The 16,558-nt window shown below is 41.4% G+C and carries 17 protein-coding genes; 13 read left to right on the forward strand and 4 right to left on the reverse strand.

All coding sequences use genetic code 11. From position 1 onward, the window contains the following. Positions 1-21: 21 nt before the first annotated feature. Positions 22-879: a DegV family protein gene (locus MHI58_RS05470; protein ID WP_008348544.1), complete on the reverse strand. Its 858-nt coding sequence runs from the start codon at positions 877-879 to the stop codon at positions 22-24. Between the two features lie 141 nt (positions 880-1,020). Between MHI58_RS05470 and MHI58_RS05475 the strand changes: the two genes are divergently transcribed. Together MHI58_RS05475 and MHI58_RS05480 are read left to right on the forward strand one after the other, a co-directional pair. After that, positions 1,021-1,863, forward strand: coding sequence for a YitT family protein (locus tag MHI58_RS05475; RefSeq protein WP_007499067.1), 843 nt, complete (start codon positions 1,021-1,023; stop codon positions 1,861-1,863). Between the two features lie 14 nt (positions 1,864-1,877). Beyond that, positions 1,878-2,333, forward strand: coding sequence for a BsuPI-related putative proteinase inhibitor (locus tag MHI58_RS05480; protein ID WP_008348542.1), 456 nt, complete (start codon positions 1,878-1,880; stop codon positions 2,331-2,333). A gap of 40 nt (positions 2,334-2,373) precedes the next feature. Here MHI58_RS05480 and MHI58_RS05485 read toward each other — a convergent pair whose 3' ends face one another. The 3 genes from MHI58_RS05485 to MHI58_RS05495 form a co-directional block, all read right to left on the reverse strand. Next, a complete protein-coding gene (locus MHI58_RS05485; protein ID WP_008348541.1) occupies positions 2,374-2,565 on the reverse strand; it encodes a DUF3813 domain-containing protein in 192 nt (63 codons plus the stop codon). Further along, on the reverse strand, positions 2,562-2,714 hold the full coding sequence (locus tag MHI58_RS05490) for a hypothetical protein (RefSeq protein ID WP_008348539.1): 153 nt from the start codon (positions 2,712-2,714) through the stop codon (positions 2,562-2,564). The genes MHI58_RS05485 and MHI58_RS05490 overlap by 4 nt, the downstream gene beginning before the upstream one ends. Before the next feature lie 88 nt (positions 2,715-2,802). Then, complete coding sequence (locus tag MHI58_RS05495; RefSeq protein WP_008348537.1) at positions 2,803-3,615, reverse strand: Cof-type HAD-IIB family hydrolase; 813 nt, start codon at positions 3,613-3,615, stop codon at positions 2,803-2,805. Positions 3,616-3,752: 137 nt separating this feature from the next. Here MHI58_RS05495 and MHI58_RS05500 point away from each other — a divergent pair, with 137 nt between their 5' ends. From MHI58_RS05500 to argF, 11 genes are all read left to right on the forward strand, one after another. Further along, complete coding sequence (locus MHI58_RS05500; RefSeq protein WP_041507472.1) at positions 3,753-4,538, forward strand: alpha/beta fold hydrolase; 786 nt, start codon at positions 3,753-3,755, stop codon at positions 4,536-4,538. 46 nt (positions 4,539-4,584) lie between these two features. Further along, positions 4,585-4,893, forward strand: coding sequence for a metal-sulfur cluster assembly factor (locus MHI58_RS05505; protein WP_003211530.1), 309 nt, complete (start codon positions 4,585-4,587; stop codon positions 4,891-4,893). A gap of 122 nt (positions 4,894-5,015) precedes the next feature. Further along, positions 5,016-6,461, forward strand: a complete 1,446-nt coding sequence (locus MHI58_RS05510; RefSeq protein ID WP_274660972.1) for an FAD-binding oxidoreductase — start codon at positions 5,016-5,018, stop codon at positions 6,459-6,461. Continuing rightward, positions 6,458-7,006 carry an MFS transporter gene (locus tag MHI58_RS05515; protein WP_056407974.1) on the forward strand — a complete coding sequence of 183 codons (549 nt, stop codon included), beginning with the start codon at positions 6,458-6,460 and terminating at the stop codon, positions 7,004-7,006. Before MHI58_RS05510 ends, MHI58_RS05515 begins: the two co-directional genes overlap by 4 nt. Positions 7,007-7,144: 138 nt before the next feature. After that, positions 7,145-8,182, forward strand: a complete 1,038-nt coding sequence (gene argC / locus MHI58_RS05520; protein WP_026050072.1) for an N-acetyl-gamma-glutamyl-phosphate reductase — start codon at positions 7,145-7,147, stop codon at positions 8,180-8,182. Positions 8,183-8,202: 20 nt separating this feature from the next. Next, the gene (gene argJ / locus MHI58_RS05525; RefSeq protein WP_007499060.1) at positions 8,203-9,423 is read left to right on the forward strand and encodes a bifunctional ornithine acetyltransferase/N-acetylglutamate synthase; all 1,221 of its coding nucleotides are present in this window, start codon (positions 8,203-8,205) and stop codon (positions 9,421-9,423) included. 14 nt (positions 9,424-9,437) lie between these two features. Continuing rightward, positions 9,438-10,214 (forward strand): acetylglutamate kinase, encoded by a 777-nt coding sequence (argB, locus tag MHI58_RS05530; RefSeq protein WP_017360181.1) that lies wholly within the window; start codon positions 9,438-9,440, stop codon positions 10,212-10,214. Continuing rightward, positions 10,211-11,362, forward strand: coding sequence for an acetylornithine transaminase (locus MHI58_RS05535; protein ID WP_056407971.1), 1,152 nt, complete (start codon positions 10,211-10,213; stop codon positions 11,360-11,362). The genes argB and MHI58_RS05535 overlap by 4 nt, the downstream gene beginning before the upstream one ends. A 69-nt stretch (positions 11,363-11,431) precedes the next feature. Then, on the forward strand, positions 11,432-12,493 hold the full coding sequence (locus MHI58_RS05540; protein WP_017367005.1) for a carbamoyl phosphate synthase small subunit: 1,062 nt from the start codon (positions 11,432-11,434) through the stop codon (positions 12,491-12,493). Beyond that, positions 12,486-15,566, forward strand: coding sequence for a carbamoyl phosphate synthase large subunit (locus tag MHI58_RS05545; protein WP_056407968.1), 3,081 nt, complete (start codon positions 12,486-12,488; stop codon positions 15,564-15,566). The genes MHI58_RS05540 and MHI58_RS05545 overlap by 8 nt, the downstream gene beginning before the upstream one ends. Next, positions 15,563-16,513 carry an ornithine carbamoyltransferase gene (gene argF / locus MHI58_RS05550; RefSeq protein ID WP_024720054.1) on the forward strand — a complete coding sequence of 317 codons (951 nt, stop codon included), beginning with the start codon at positions 15,563-15,565 and terminating at the stop codon, positions 16,511-16,513. Before MHI58_RS05545 ends, argF begins: the two co-directional genes overlap by 4 nt. Positions 16,514-16,558 lie beyond the last annotated feature (45 nt).

Genomic DNA, 16,558 nt, shown 5'->3' on the forward strand with positions numbered 1-16,558 from the left:
TGTTTCAGGGAAGGGTGCTTTTTATGATGGGCTGCCTGTAAAGAAGATGGCAAGTGTGCTAGGGCCTGAGTGGGACCCAACAGCCGCTCCGATGACCTGGATGTCGATTTCTTTTGGGTGAAATTCGGCTTCGATTAATTGTCTCATTTCTTCTGCAAGTGCAGGGTCATCTCCATGACTAATGCCAACAGTTTGACTAGACCAGTCAGATCCGCGTTCTTTCATCAGCTCGATAATGCGTTTCAATAATTTTTTACGGCCACGAATTTTTTCAAGGGGTATCAGTTTTCCATCCTCAACGTGTAAAATGGGTTTAATACTTAACAATCCGCCAACAAATGCGGACGCTTTACTGATTCTTCCGCCTCTTGCTAAATACGATAAGTCGTCTACAGTAAAAATATGTTGTAAAGATTCACAAAAATGCTTTACAGACGTTTCAATTTCTTGTATTGTATTTCCGTCAATGGCAAGTGATTGAGCGTGTTTGACAGCTAGTCCATAACCAAGTGAAGCACATTTAGAATCAATGATTCGTAAATCGAAATCAGGGTATTCTTCCTTCACTTCGTTTGCCATCATCACAGCGGTTTGGTATGTACCTGAAAGCTCTGATGAAAAGGCAACATAAATAGCCGATGTATGGGTTTGGGCTGCAGAAACAAAGGCTTCTTTGATCCGGTTCGGTGAAGCTTGTGATGTTTTTGGACTTGCACCTTGTCTCATCGCATCAAATACTTGTTTTGGTTCAATGGTGATCAAATCCTCAAATTCCTGCTCGCCGAGTAACACACGCAGCGGAATGAGTGTCATGTTTTGTTCATCATAATAAGAAAGAGGCAGATCAGCAGCACTGTCTGCTATGATATGAACAGTCATCAAAATCCCTTCTTTCTAAAAAAATCAACCATATTTTATATCTTTTTAGCCTAACTATATCATAGAAAATCATTTTTTCGTGTTCAAATTCTAAATTTTAGGGAAAACCATAGAGAGAATGGTAAGTGGAGGAATGACAACATGTTCATTGGAGAAGCAAAAAAATTCATCGTCGTCGTCATTGGTGCCTTACTCAATGCGATTGGGCTGAATTTATTTTTAATCCCTGCTGACGTATATGCAAGTGGTTTTACAGGGGTTGCCCAGCTGTTATCTAGTTTAATCGATCAATATGCACCGTTTTATTTATCAACAGGGATCCTATTATTTATTTTAAACATTCCGGTCGGCATTTTAGGCTGGATGAAGGTTGGTCGTTCCTTTACTTTGTATAGCATTATTAGTGTGGCACTGACAACGATTTTCCTCGGCATTTTACCAGAGACAAGTGTTTCTGAAGATATTTTATTAAATGCTGTATTTGGCGGAGTCATTTCTGCACTTGGCATTGGGATTACACTGAAATATGGGGCATCTACAGGCGGCCTTGACATTATTGCGATGATTTTAGCGAAATGGAAAGACAAACCAGTGGGCACGTATTTCTTCATTTTAAACGGAATTATCATTTTTACAGCAGGATTGTTACAAGGTTGGGAGAAAGCTTTATATACCCTTGTCACATTATATGTGACGACTAGGGTAATTGATGCCATCCATACGAGACATGAAAAGCTGACCGCCATGATTGTGACAAAGAAAGCAGATGAAATCAAAGAAGCCATTTATGGAAAAATGGTCAGAGGGATTACGACTGTTCCGGCAAAAGGGGCATTTACCAATGAACAAAAAGAAATGATGGTCATTGTCATTACAAGGTATGAGCTGTATGAACTTGAACAAATTATAAAGGAAGTCGATCCAAAAGCCTTTACAAATATTGTTCAAACAACCAATATTCTTGGATTTTTCAGACGAGATTAAAAGGTGGGTAGAAGATGAAAAAAGGGTTAGTGCTTTTTCTCGTTCTATTGGTTTTAACAGCTTGTGGACAACAAAAAAAGGATGAACCAGACAAGGAGGTATCCGGTCAAATGGGAGAAAAAACCGTTGTACTCACAGTAGACCCCGTCCAAAAAGGTTCTTCGGTTCAATTTCATATGTCACTAAAAAATGAATCAGATCGAGATATTGAATTCACGTTTAACACAAGCCAAAAATTCGAATTGAGTGTGTACGATGAAGACGGAAATGAAAAATACCGTTACTCGAAAGACCGTATGTTCACACAAGCCATCCAATCCTTTGTGCTGAAAGCAGATGAAACATATGACTTCCAAGATACGTGGTCAAACGGTGTGGAGCCGGGAACGTATGAAGCGGTCGTCACATTTAAAGGAAAAGCAGAAGGGCTAAAGCAAATCACTGAGAAGAAAACGTTCCAAGTGAAATAAGCATAAGAAAAGCTGTCCACAAAGCGGACAGCTTTTTTCGTTAAAGATCATCAAGCAGGTCTTGGAACGTATGCAGCTGGTTTCTTTCTGCATCTGTCGAATTAGCAAATGCAGATGATACAGCGTTTTTAGCTCGCTGAACTGCTTGTTGACGCTCTAAACCAGATGGAAATGAAGAAGTAAGGGCTTCCTCAGTAAATGATTTGGCTTGATCAAAAAGTTCGTTTCTCACAATGAACCTCCAGAAGCATCAGTCTTCATATTTCCCCTGTCCTCCGCAGCCTCTTCAAGTGTGGAACGATACGGAAAACGTGCGTCATGCAGACTGACTGAATCTTTACCTTGTTGTATAAAGCGTTTCGATTTGCTTCTTTTACCCATTCGGAATCCGCCCCTTTACACAAGCTGACAGGACAACCTGTCTAACGGTAGTATGCCCGCTTCGACCTGCTATGTATGAATGGAAAAATTAAAGCGAGAAGTAATTCGTTAGGAATTTTGCAATCCCATCTTGTTCATTCGTATCTGTCACTTCATTAGAGACGCGTTTCACTGCATCAATCCCGTTGCCCATTGCAACCCCGCATCCAGCAAATTCAAGCATTTCTAAATCATTGTCTTCATCTCCGAATGCCACAATCCGCTCCTGAGGCACACCGTAATAATCACTGATCTTTTGCAGTCCAACGGCTTTGTTCATACCTGTTTTAATGATTTCAATGACATGCCACGGAGCAGCCCAGCGTCTGTGGTCAATCACTTCTGCATGAACATCTGTCAAATAGCTCCGAATCGCTCCGACGTCTTCTTCTTTTGCGTGAATTAAGACGCTTGTGACATTCTCTCCAAGATTGTTCCGAAGGTCTCCAACGGTCACTTTGTTTGCATTCATATTAAATATATCAATGAGCTTTTCATCATGATAATGGAAATACAAATCGTCTAGCACTTCAGCTAACACATTGTGTACTTTATATTCCTCACTAATATCCACAAGCTGTTTCACGACTTGAAGATCAAGTGATGTGTGAAATCTGCCCCATTTTTCATCAAGAGGATGATGGACAAACGCTCCATTAAAGTTCACAATCGGTGAATCGAGCTGCAATTGCTGATAATAAGGAGAGCTGGAACGAAATGGCCGGCCAGTTGAAATACAGACATGATGCCCGCTGTCTTTCACTTTTTGAATGACATCAAGTGTGTGTGCAGAAATCGTTTTATCGTCTTTTAATAACGTGCCATCCAGGTCAAGTGCGATTAGATAAGGTTTAGTCTCCATAAAATCTCCTTTGATCTGTAAGTAATAGGAGGCAGCTGGTGCGGGTGCCTCCACCTATAGTGTATCTTTATCACATCTTCGTTGTCTACATGTTAAAATAAACAAAGACGGGAATGATAAAGGAGGATTCATAGGCTGTGATCACCATTGATGAGCAAATGACGCACGATATTCCATTTTTACATATCGTAAAAGCTGAAAATAAAGATAAACCGATGCCACTTGTATTTTTTATACATGGATTTACAAGTGCACGCGAGCACAACTTACACTTCGCCTTTCATTTGGCGGAAAAAGGCATGAGAGTCATTTTGCCTGACTGTGCTTATCATGGTGTAAGATCAGAAAACCTCAGCTTAGAGGAACTGGCATCAAAGTTTTGGGAAATCGTCCTGAACGAAATACGTGAAATCGATATCTTAAAAACATATTTTCAAGAAAAACAATTGATTGAAGCCGATCTAATAGGTGTTGCAGGTACTTCCATGGGAGGCATCACGACCTTTGGTGCACTCGCAAAACATGATTGGATTAAAGCGGCAGTCAGCTTGATGGGCAGTCCGAAATATACGACATTCCTACAAGCACAAATTATGGACATGCGGCACAAAGGGTTGATGAAAGAGATTACAGATGAAGAGGTTCATCAGCAATTAGACGCGCTGCGTCCTTATGATCTAACGCTGCAAACAGATCGATTAAACAAAAGGCCATTGTTATTCTGGCATGCAGAAAACGATCCAGTTGTCCCTTACAGACATGCAAAAGCTCTTTATGACGAGTTAGCAGAAACCCAATATAAAGAAGATCCTCACCTGATTCGTTTTATCACAGATGGACAGGCTGGCCATAAGGTCTCAAGACAAGCAATGTTTGAAACCATTGACTGGTTTGTGACACACCTGAAAAGCACAAACGTTTAGCCAAAAGGAAAAGTACGTTATACTAGTTGAAAAAGGAGTGGATATCATGGATGAAGCATTGAAAGAAAATATTTTAGGCGCCCTAGAACAGGTGATTGACCCTGAGTTAAACGTAGACATCGTCAACCTTGGACTTGTCTATGATGTCGATCTTGATGAGAATGGAAAAGCGGATATCACAATGACTTTAACATCAATGGGGTGTCCCCTAGCACCAGTTATCGTGGATGAAGTGAAAAAAGCATTAAGTGACTTGCCTGAAGTGAAAGAAACAGAAGTTCACATCGTATGGAATCCACCTTGGACACGTGACAAAATGTCAAGATACGCTAAAATTGCGCTTGGTATTCAATAAGTAAATATGAAAAATGCCTGGTATGAGTTGAACTCGTACCAGGTTTTTTTATGAAAAATTAAGATAGAGGAGGAGTATGGCTTGATATAATGGATGTAATTTTATAGAACGGAGTACCTATAATGAAACGAAAGTGGATATGGATCGTTCTTTTGATGGGATATGGCGCTGCCTTTTTTGCATCAGTCTCTATACGTGAAGGTCAAGCACACAAAAGGCAAGGACTTGAGGCGTTTACAGATGTGAGTCACCTTATGCCGGTCAAAATAAAAAAAGTCGTGCAAGGAAAAGAAATAGAATCTTTAAAAGAAGTATTAGAAGAAGCAAAAGAGAAAAATCTGCCCATTTCAATCGCCGGAAAGCAGCATAGTATGGGCGGCCACACGTATTATGAAAATGGCATTGTACTAGACATGACGAAATTTCGTCGAATCGTATCATTTAATGAAAAAAAGAAGACCATTCGGGTCCAAAGCGGCGCCACATGGGATGATATTCAAAAATATGTGAACCCATATGGTCTTGCAGTAAAGGTGATGCAATCTCAAAACATCTTTACAATTGGTGGCTCGTTAAGTGCAAATGCACATGGACGGGACATTCGCTACGGCTCACTCATTGACACTGTGCGCTCTTTCACACTGTTAAAAGCAGATGGAGAAATCATCACAGTAAAGCCTAGCGATGATTTATTTACTGCCGTGATTGGAGGATACGGCTTATTCGGTGTCATTTTAGATGTTGAGCTTTCCTTAACAAAGGATGAATTATATAAAATGGAGACAACCTCTCTACACTTCGATGAATACACTGATTATTTTCAAAAGAATGTAAAGAACAATAAAGAAGTGCGCATGCATCTCGCAAGAATCTCTACAGCGAAAACAAATTTTTTGAAAGAGATGTATGTGACGAATTATTCGCTTACTTCTGATCAACAGATCGATCCATACCGTGAGCTCAAAGAAGATCAGCTCGTCATCCCTTTAAAATTTATGCTCGGCCTTTCGAGAAGATTTGATATGGGGAAAGATTTGCTATGGAACTTGCAAAAGAAGTATTTTCAAAGTCAAAATGACCAGCTGATCACAAGAAATAACGTGATGCGGTCTGATTCTGCCTTTTTAGAATATGAAAATGAGTCAGATACCGATGTGCTTCAAGAATACTTTGTTCCAGTTGATCGTTTTCGTGCGTATATCGACGACATGAGAAGCTTTTTACAACAGGAAGAATTGAATTTAATGAACATCACAATCCGCTACGTACAAAAAAATGAAAAAGCGGATCTCTCATATGCGAAAGAAGATATGTTTGCACTTGTTTTGTTAGTGAATTATGGTTTTGAGAAAGAAGAGAAGGCAGAAGCAGAGCGGGTCATCCGGCAAATGACAGATATCACCTTGCGGCACCATGGAAGCTATTACTTACCATACATGCCGTATCAAACGAAAGCACAAATGAAACAAGCGTATCCAAAAACCGATCTATTCTTTCAAAAGAAAAAGCAAGCAGATCCAGATGGCAGATTTATCAACTACTTTTATGAAAGGTACAATACACAATGAATGCTAAAGCAATGAAATGGTTCGTCTATTCACAAAGTCTACTGTTTTTCGCCAGTAGTCTCATTTTCCCTTTTTATATTCTTTTTATTAAAAATGTTGGGTCGAGCTACTCTCAATTTGGTCTTGCTTATGGTCTGTTTGGTTTGAGCGGTGCGTTCATTCATTTATTATTAGGAAAACTTCCTGAAACGACCGACAGGCGTCTCTTTTTAATCATTCATTCGTTTGGTATGGGGTTTCTTCTTCTACTTTTTCCACATATCACAGAAGTAGAGCAAGTTTATATGATTCAGCTTGCCTTAGGTGTGCTAGGTGGTGTTCAGAAGCACGGAGAGAAACTACTCGTCACCGAACTCACAAACGAGAAAAAGCGAATGAAAGAAGTTGGGCACTATCATTTTTGGACAGCGCTTTTTTCATCCATCGCCATTATGCTTGGCGGCCTGTTTGCTGATTTCTTCACCATTCATTTGATTTTTTATGCAAGTTCCCTATTATATTTATGCAGTGCGCTTCTGGTCCTCAATATGAAGAACAGTAGATAAAATCCGCATGTCTCACGAAGATATGTGGATTTTTTTATGAAAAAAAATGAAAACAAATATTAAATATACAATTGAATTAATTTTTATACATGTTATAATGTTAAATAATTTCACAAAGATCAAGAGGGTGTATTGACGTTGAAAATAGGTATTATAGGTGCTACAGGGTACGGTGGTGCGGAATTAGTTCGTATCTTTAAGCAGCATCCACATGTGGAGGAATGTATATTGTATTCATCAAGTGGTGATGGGCAATTATACAGTCAATCTTATCCGCATCTGACAACGATTACTGACCAAACATTAAAAGCCATTGATCCGGCTGCCATTGTGCAAGAAACAGATGCTGTGTTTTTAGCGACACCAGCAGGCGTTTCAAGTGAACTCACACCGAAGCTCATGAATCAAGGGGTGCCAATTATTGATTTATCAGGTGACTTGCGCATTCAAGATGGAACTGTTTATGAAGCGTGGTATAAACGAAGGGCAGCGGATGAAGCATCGGTTCAACAAGCTGTATACGGATTATCTGAATTGAATCGTGAAACCATTAAGCAAGCGGAAGTCATTGCAAACCCAGGCTGCTTTCCTACTGCAGTTCTTCTAGGTTTAGCACCGCTGATGAAACAGAATTTAATCGATGAATCTATGATCATAATAGATGCAAAAACCGGGGTGTCCGGTGCAGGACGATCAGCCTCACTTGGCACACATTTTTCAGAGCTGAACGATAACTTTAAAATTTATAAGGTGAATGAACATCAGCACACACCTGAAATAGAACAAGTACTTAGAGAATGGAACCCGCAAACGGCGAACATCACATTTTCAACACACCTTGTCCCGATGACAAGAGGGATTATGGCGACGATGTATACACAATTGAAATCAGATGTCACAAAAGAAGAATTAATGAAACGGATGAAGGACTTTTATGAAGATTCCTATTTTGTAAGAGTGAGAGATCATGGGATATATCCGCAAACAAAAGAAGTATACGGCAGTAACTTCTGTGACATTGGTTTTCATTTAGATGAGCGAACAGGGAGACTGACGATTGTATCTGTCATAGATAATCTCATGAAAGGTGCAGCCGGCCAAGCGGTTCAAAACTTCAACATCATCAAAGGCTTACATGAAGAGGCGGGCCTCACAATGACACCTCTCTATCCATAAGAACAGGGGAGACAACAAACATGATCGAATTGAATGAAAAAAGTATTGTCAAAATAGACGGGGACGTATCATCACCAAAAGGTTTTGAAGCAAAGGGGATTCATATAGGATTACGCTATTCAAAAAAAGACCTTGGCTTGATCATCAGTGAAGTACCAGCAGCGAGTGCAGCGGTATACACTCAAAGTCACTTTCAAGCTGCGCCCCTTCAAGTCACACAAAAAAGCTTAAAAAAGACGGGCAAACTAAAAGGTGTCATTGTCAATAGTGCGATCGCCAACGCATGTACAGGTGAGCAGGGATTAAAAGATGCATACGACATGCAGGCAGCCTGTGCAGACATGTTAGGCACAGAGCCTGATTACATTGCTGTTTCTTCTACTGGTGTCATTGGAGAGTGTCTGGATATGGATAAAATCAAAACAGGCATCGCTCAGCTAAAAGAAGCAAAAGCAGGAAATGGCCACTTTGAAGAAGCGATTTTAACAACAGATACAGTCATTAAAAATACGACATACTCCTTGACGATAGACGGGAAAGAGATTCTCATTTCTGGTGCAGCAAAGGGCTCTGGTATGATTCATCCGAACATGGCAACAATGCTCGGGTTTGTCACAACCGATGCAAATGTCGAACAAGAAGCTTTGCAAAATGCTCTTCGTGACATTACAGATGTGACGTTTAATCAAATTACCGTCGATGGAGAAACATCAACTAACGATATGGTGCTTGTGATGGCAAATGGAATGGCAGAAAACCAGGCACTGAATGAAGAACATCCAGAATGGCCATTGTTTAAAGAAGGATTAAAACTAGCCTGTGAAGATCTAGCAAAAGAGATTGCAAGAGACGGAGAAGGTGCAACCAAATTAATCGAAGCGAAAGTTGTTGGTGCAAAAAACAACTTAGAAGCGGGTATTATTGCAAAAAAAATCGTAGGTTCAAGTCTTGTGAAAACAGCCGTATACGGTACGGACGCCAACTGGGGACGGATTGTCGGAGCAATCGGTCATAGCGCAGCTTCTGTCACGCCAGAAGAGGTGGAAGTTTACTTAGGCGGGCAATGTCTGTTTAAACATAATGAACCTCAGTCTTTCTCAGAAGAGGAAGCAAAAGCGTATCTAGAGCAGGATGAGATTACGATTTTCATTCAAATGAATGAAGGAAATGGTGAAGCGGCAGCATGGGGCTGTGACCTTACCTATGATTATGTGAAAATTAACGCGAGCTATCGCACATAATGAAGGAGATAGACATGGATAAAACGATCGTGTTCAAGTGTGGAGGCAGTGTCATTCGAGAACTTTCCGATACCTTTTATGAAAATGTCCGCTCACTTCAAGCTGCTGGATTTAAACTGGCTATCGTACATGGCGGGGGTCCTGAAATCACGAGCATGCTGCAAAAATTAGAAGTGAAAACGGAATTTGTAGATGGACAGCGCAAAACAACAAAGCCGGTGTTAGAGGTAGCCGAAATGGTCCTTTCAGGAACGGTGAATAAATACTTTGTTTCAGAGTTGGCAAAGCATGATATATCATCTGTCGGTGTATCTGGTAAAGATGGACAGATGCTTGTCGCCGATTTTCTCGATCAAGATGTATATGGGTACGTTGGCGAAATCAAAGAAGTCAATCCAGAGATGGCAGAAGCACTAATGGAGAAACAATTCATTCCCGTCATTGCGCCGCTATCTATGACCGAAGAATGCCAAACGTTAAATGTAAATGCTGATCTTGCAGCATCAGCAGTCGCAGGAGCTATGAAAGCTGATAAGCTCATGTTTGTCACAGATGTGGAAGGAATTTTAAAAAATGGTGAGCTGTTAGACGTTGTCACCGAACAAGAAGCTCTCAAGCTCATCGATGAAGGTATTATTTCCGGGGGAATGATTCCAAAAGTGCAATCTGCGCTAAGTGCTTTATCAGGAGATGTGGATGAAGTCATGATTGTGAATGGAAAAGGCAGTATTTTTACAGGAGATACCTTTAAAGGAACTCGAATTGTAAAACAAAAGGAGGCGGTCCTGTGAGTCATCTCTTTCAAACGTACGGACGGTGGAATGTTGAAATTAAAGAGGCAGAAGGTTCTTGGGCAGTTGATACAACTGGGAAAAAATATTTAGACTTTATACAAGGCATTGCGGTCACGAATTTAGGTCACAATCATCCAAAGGTCAATCAAGCCATCAAGAAGCAGCTTGACGAGGTCTGGCACGTATCAAATCTATTTGAAAATGGACTGCAAGAAAAAGCAGCGGAAAAGCTGGCAGCCAACAGTTCAGGAGATCTCGTATTTTTCTGCAACAGCGGGGCTGAAGCGAATGAAGGGGCTATTAAATTGGCCCGAAAAGCAACAGGTAAAACAAATATTGTGACGTTTTTGCACTCTTTCCATGGGCGCACGTATGCTGGTATGGCTGCCACAGGTCAAGATAAAATCAAAACTGGTTTTGGACCGATGCTGGAAGGCTTTCATTATGTACCGTTTAATGACCCTGAAGCGATCACAGCGTGTGAAATCGATGATGTCGCAGCGGTCATGCTGGAAGTGGTGCAAGGTGAAGGTGGAGTCAATCCAGCTACAGCTGAATTTCTAGAAGCCGTTCAAATGTTTTGCAAAAAACATCAAGCACTGCTCATTGTAGATGAAATCCAAACGGGTATTGGTCGAACAGGGACAGCATTTGCCTATGAGCAATCGGGACTTGATCCTGATATTATTTCAGCCGCAAAAGGTTTAGGGAATGGATTTCCAGTCGGTGCAGTGATAGGGAAAAAAACTTTAGGGGATGCATTTTCTCCAGGCTCTCATGGCACAACATTTGGTGGGAATATGCTCGCTATGTCAGCTGTGAACGCAACCCTTGATGTAATATTCAAAGAAGACTTTCTTTCAGAAGTGAAAGAAAAGGGTGCGTACCTTTTAAAGAGACTGCAAGAAGTCAAACAGCTGAACATCGTGAAAGAAGTACGGGGCAAAGGATTAATGGCAGGAATTGAGTGTCATCAGCCAGTAGGTGATTACATCACAGCCCTTCGAGAGCAAGGTTTGCTTGTGCTTCCAGCTGGTCCGAATGTCATTCGTTTATTACCTCCGCTGAATGTCAAAAAAGTTGAATTGGATCAAGCCATTGAAGCAATCATTCAAGTGTTAGCAAATGAAGCAGTAACGGTCTAAATTTTTTTACACCAGAACGCATAAACATGCATTTATATTATTAATTATTCAATATGGGGTGACACAAGCATGAAAGGTTATTTAAATTTAGAAGATGGAGCCTCTTTTGAAGGAGATCTGACAGGAGAAGCTGGCATGACAGGTGAAGTGGTCTTTTTTACAGGGATGACAGGTTATCAAGAGGTGCTCACAGATCCTTCTTATAAAGGACAAATCATTGTCTTCACATATCCGCTCATCGGAAATTACGGCATCAATCATGAAGACTTTGAGAGCAAAAAACCACAAGTAAAAGCGGTCGTTGTCTATGAGGCAGCTGATCATTTTTCTCATCACCTTGCAGCCGTAAGCTTAAAAGATTATTTACAGAAGTGGAACATTCCGCTTCTTACACATACAGATACTCGTGCAGTCGTGCAGAACATTCGAGCCAATGGAACGATGAATGCAGTGCTTAGTTTAGACGAAAATGAAACGCCACCTGCAATGAAGCAAGACAATGTGGTTGAGCAGGTCACAGAAGATGAAGTATACACACAAGGCAGCGGCGAGGATCATGTAGCGCTCATTGATTTTGGCTTTAAAAAATCAATTGCGGACTCACTCGAAGCGCGCGGCTGTAAAGTCACAGTGATTCCGTACAAACAAATGGAAAAGGTATTTGATATCAAGCCAGATGCGATCCTTTTGTCAAATGGACCTGGAGATCCAAAAACAATGAAGCCATATTTAAAAACCATTCATGACATCATGATGACCTTCCCGACACTAGGCATTTGCTTAGGTCATCAATTAATTGCTCTTGCGCTTGGCGGGGATACGTATAAGCTTCCTTTTGGCCACCGCGGGGCGAATCATCCTGTACAAGATACAGAATCAAAACGTGTCTTTATGACAAGCCAAAATCATAGCTATGTGGTCAATGAAAAAAGCATGAATGACAAAGAAGTGGACGTCAAATTCCTCCACGTGAATGACGGATCTGTTGAAGGATTCATTCATAAAGAGAAGCTGATTATGTCCGTTCAATTTCATCCAGAAGCACATCCAGGCCCTGCAGAAAGTGAATGGGTATTCGATGATTTTATTGAGAAAGTGAAACAAGCAAGGAGAGAAGTCGCACATGCCTAAAGATCAAAGCATACAAACCATTCTAGTCATCGGGTCTGGTCCAATCATCATTGGTCAGGCAGCAGAATTTGATTACTCAGGAACACAAGGTTGTATGGCCTTAAAAGAAGAAGGCTACAACGTCATCTTAGTGAATAACAACCCAGCAACCATTATGACAGACGAGTCATTTGCTGATGAAATTTATTTTGAACCGCTTTCAGTTGATTCAGTGACAAGAATCATTGAAAAAGAGAAACCAGATGGTCTTTTAGCCAATCTTGGCGGACAGACGGCTTTAAACCTTGCTGTCGAGCTGGAAAAAGCCGGTGTGCTGAAAAAGCATGGGGTAAAACTGCTCGGAACGTCAGTTGAAACAATTGAAAACGGTGAAGATCGTGAGAAATTCCGTGCTCTCATGAAGCATTTGAATGAACCTGTACCAGAAAGTGAAATTGTGGATAATGCGAAAGACGCCCTTCAATTTGCAAAAGAAGTGGGCTTTCCTGTCATTCTTCGACCAGCCTACACACTTGGTGGTAAAGGGGGAGGCATCGCTTTAACTGAAGAGGCTTTTAAACCGCTGATTGAAGGTGCTCTTCTAGCGAGTCCGATTCATCAGTGCTTAGTTGAAAAAAGCATTGCTGGCTTTAAAGAAGTCGAGTATGAGGTCATGAGAGATCGTCAAAATACGTGTATCACTGTATGTAACATGGAAAATATCGATCCAGTTGGTGTGCATACAGGCGACTCGATTGTCGTTGCACCGTCACAGACATTAACGGATCAGGATTATCAAATGCTCCGCTCAGCGAGCTTAAAAATCATTTCAGCGCTTGATGTCGTTGGCGGCTGTAATATCCAGTTCGCTCTTGATCCACTTAGCAAAGAATATTTTGTCATTGAGGTCAATCCTCGGGTCAGCCGGTCTTCTGCTCTTGCATCGAAAGCAACAGGCTATCCGATTGCCAAAATGGCGGCAAAACTTGCGGTCGGTTATACACTAGATGAATTGAAAAATCCGCTTACAGGAACAACGTATGCTAGCTTTGAGCCGGCACTCGATTATGTCGTGGTGAAATTCCCACGTTGGCCGTTTGATAAATTTAAACAGGCAGACCGGAAATTAGGCACAAAAATGAAGGCGACTGGTGAAGTCATGGCGATTGACCGTAATTTAGAATCTGCCATTCAAAAAGCCGTCGCATCACTTGAAATCAAAACAAAGGGCTTCCACTTGCCTGAACTGAAAGAACATTCGACTGAACAGTTATTTGAATTAATCAAAACACCGGACGATCGCCGTTTCTTCGCTGTCATGGAGCTGCTTTCCAGACAAGAAACCGTTGAAACGATTCATGAAACGACGAAGATTGATCTGTTTTTCTTACATGTCTTCAAGAATATGATCACACTCGAACAAGAATTGAAGAATCATCAGGGGACGCTATCCAAAGACACCTTAAGAAAGGTGAAAGAAAAAGGTTTCCTTGATGAAACAATCGCTTCTCTGACGGATCGCAGTGAACAAGATATCAGACAGCTTCGTCAAGAGTATGGCATTGCCGCTTCATTTAAAATTGTCGATACATGTGCGGCTGAATTCGATGCAAAAACGAATTACTTCTATTCTACGTACTTTGGCAAAAGTGATGGAGAGCATCAAGAGAAAACAAAGCAGCGTGCACTCATCATTGGCTCTGGTCCGATTCGAATTGGGCAAGGGGTCGAGTTTGATTATAGTGCCGTTCATGGCGTTCTTACTTTACAAAAGCTTGGATTTGAAACCATCATGATGAACAATAATCCAGAAACGGTTAGTACCGATTATGAGATTGCAGATCGTTTATACTTTGAGCCGATCACGTTAGAACATATTTTAAACGTAGTTGAAGCGGAGCAAATTGATTTTGTCATCGTTCAATTTGGCGGGCAGACAGCAATCAATGTGGCGGAAGGTTTAGAAAAAGCCGGCGTTACCTTGTTAGGCACGTCCTTTGACACACTAGATGCATTAGAAGATCGCGATTTATTCTATCAGCTTCTTGATGAACTGAATCTTCCTCATGCAAAAGGAGATACAGCACATTCAAAAGAAGAAGCACTGGAGCATGCTGCAAGCATCGGGTACCCTGTTCTTATTCGTCCATCATATGTCATTGGTGGAATGGGCATGATCGTTGTTCATACAGAAGCTCAATTGGCAGAACTACTTGATCAGCCAGATCATTTACCTTATCCGATCTTAATTGATGAGTATGTCACTGGAAAAGAAGTGGAAGTGGATCTCATTTCAGACGGACAAACGACATTCATTCCAACCATTGTTGAGCATATTGAAAAAGCGGGCGTACACTCAGGTGACAGCTTTGCCATCTTACCAAGTGTCTCTATTAGTGAAGACATCAAACAACAGGTGTATAACGCTTCTGAACAAATCGCAAAGAAATTAGCTTTTAAAGGCATTATGAATATTCAATTTGTGATAAAAGGGAACCAGGCGCTCGTACTAGAGGTGAATCCTCGGGCAAGCCGGACTGTTCCAGTTGTAAGTAAAGTCATGGGTGTTGACATGATCCCAATGGCGACTCAGCTGTTAGCTGGTGCAACGCTTGAAGAATTGAAACCGGCAACGAAGAATAAGGGGGGCACAGCTGTTAAATTCCCAGTCTTCTCCTCACATGCCATTCAAGATATCGATTTAAAGCTCACACCTGAAATGAAGGCGACGGGTGAAGGTATGTGTGTAGGAAAGAACGTCGAAAGCGCCTTGAAAAAAGTGTTTGCACCGATCTGGAAACAGAAAGGAAGCCTCTTTATACAAGGCAGTGAATTATTCGTAGATGAAGCAAAACGAGCAGGCTTTGACGTCTGGACTGGCAGCTTTGAATCGTGGCTGCAACAAGACGATAAATCGCTTCACATTCATTTAGGTGATGATGAAGAGGCAAAAGAACAGCGTGTAAAAGCACTCACACATGGTGTTCAAGTTCTAACCGAATATGAAACGGCGCAAGCGTTCCTGCAAGGAAAAGATGGAGATGTATCACCAGTATCTCTCCACGAATTATATAAAAAGGAAGTGACGGCATGAGCCAAGTCGACGTGCAACCGGCATTATACGGAAAAGACTTTTTATCGTTAAAAGACTTTTCGATCAATGACATTGCGTACTTAATTGAAAAAGCAGAAGAAATGAAACAACATCCATATCAAGATTTATTCAAAGGAAAAACATTAGCGATGATCTTTGAAAAATCTTCAACTAGAACCCGTGTCTCGTTTGAAGCGGGCATGACGCAGCTAGGCGGACATGCGCTCTTCCTCAGCTCAAATGATCTGCAAATTGGCAGAGGAGAAACGATTGGTGATACAGCGCAGGTGCTGTCTGGGTATGTAGATGGCATTATGATTCGAACCTTTGAACATGAGAAGGTAGAAGAACTTGCAAAATACGCCTCTATTCCAGTGATCAACGGACTAACGGACTACTCTCATCCATGTCAGGCACTGGCTGATTTACTGACGATTAAAGAAGCAAAAGGCACACTAAAAGGTGTGAAAGTGGCGTACATCGGTGATGGGAATAATGTGGCTCATTCCTTAATGGTCGGCTGCGCGCAGTTAGGCTGCGACATTGCCGTTGCATCACCAAAAGGCTATGAACCTCTTCAAGAGGTGACAGACACTGCTCGGGCGTTTGCAAAACAATCAGGCGCAGAAGTCATCGTCACAACAGATCCAGTAGCTGCTGTTCAGGATGCAGATGTCATTTATTCAGACGTATTTACAAGCATGGGACAGGAAGCTGAAACAGAGAAACGTCTAGCTGAATTTAAAGAATATCAAGTCAATGAGGAACTCATGCAACATGCAGCAGCAGATTATATCTTCCTTCATTGTCTGCCGGCACACCGCGGAGAAGAAGTGACGGCTGATATCATTGATGGACCACATTCTAAAGTATTCCAGCAAGCAGAAAATCGTCTGCATGTGCAAAAAGCGTTAATCAAAGAGCTCATGTATCAACAACCTAAATAAATCACAAGTGTCCCTGTCTCGACTGAGCAGGGACTTTTTACATAT

Origin of the sequence: Bacillus sp. FSL K6-2869, from assembly GCF_040869405.1 — a bacterium.
Lineage (GTDB): Bacteria > Bacillota > Bacilli > Bacillales > Bacillaceae > Bacillus > Bacillus altitudinis.